1 pseudogene is annotated in these 229 nt (G+C 28.4%); it reads right to left on the reverse strand.

Going from position 1 to position 229, the window contains the following annotated elements:
- Nucleotides 1-229: pseudogene (locus HMPREF3057_RS03215) on the reverse strand (IS5/IS1182 family transposase); the annotation flags it as partial.

The raw sequence follows: 229 nt of genomic DNA on the forward strand, positions 1-229 counted from the left end.
CTTGTTTTAGTACATTTTTCATTGTTGATATGTTGGTTTAAATCTTCGATTTCTTTATCTAAGTGACTACCAATCAAATCTATTTCTTCTTTTGTTAATTCATTATCATGATCTTCTTTAATTTCCGGTATGATTTTATTGGTTACCAATTCATGGTAGAGGGCTTTAGAATCCTCATTCATCTTTGATTCATGGTTTTGAATACTCTTTTTCCATACAAATGTATATC

The organism is Streptococcus sp. HMSC072D05, assembly GCF_001815805.1.
Taxonomy (GTDB): Bacteria; Bacillota; Bacilli; order Lactobacillales; family Streptococcaceae; genus Streptococcus.